The organism is Bartonella sp. CL63NXGY (assembly GCF_042194905.1).
Lineage (GTDB): Bacteria > Pseudomonadota > Alphaproteobacteria > Rhizobiales > Rhizobiaceae > Bartonella.
This window is the reverse complement of sequence record NZ_JBHINK010000163.1, coordinates 1-524: the sequence shown is the minus strand read 5'-3', so window position 1 is coordinate 524 and position 524 is coordinate 1. Positions and strand designations below refer to the sequence as shown.

At 38.5% G+C, this 524-nt stretch carries 1 protein-coding gene and 1 pseudogene; both read left to right on the top strand.

Annotation, left to right across the window (positions count from 1 at the left end):
• A pseudogene (locus tag ACFIK0_RS09925) lies at window positions 1–237 on the top strand (transcriptional regulator); the annotation flags it as partial.
• Between the two features lie 12 nt (window positions 238–249).
• The coding region (locus ACFIK0_RS09920) for a helix-turn-helix domain-containing protein (RefSeq protein ID WP_375663991.1) at window positions 250–524 on the top strand (275 nt) is incomplete at its 3' end.

The window sequence follows — 524 nt, the reverse complement described above, 5'->3', positions numbered from 1 at the left end:
CTCATGAAAAAGCTTGGTCGCATAGCTTATACAACCTATCGCGATGCTAAAATAAAACTCCCCCCTGAAGATATAGCGGAATTAGCGGCAGAGCTTTGTATAAAGTTGCAAGAGCTTGTTCAAGACATCAACGACATGGAAGAGGTCGAAGCAACTTTCCCTCTTCTTAAAATTCATTTAAAGCGTCAAATAGAAGCTGAAAGAGTACATCTAGAAACTACACAAAATACGGCTTAATGCCTCTTTAATATGACACGACAAAGAAATGAACCAAAAACCCCATTAGCAAGACGCCTCATAGAGGTAAGAAAGCTTGTAGGCTTATCTCGTGATATATTTTCTCTTAAAATTGGTATTAGTATTCAAGGGCTTGGCAATTACGAACGCGGTGATAGAACCCCAGACGCAACCGTTTTAACATCATATGGAGAAAAATTTGGGGTCAACCTAAATTGGCTTTTGACTGGTGAAGATGAAATGTTCATAAACATGATGAAAACTCAGTCTTTCAATATATCTCCACC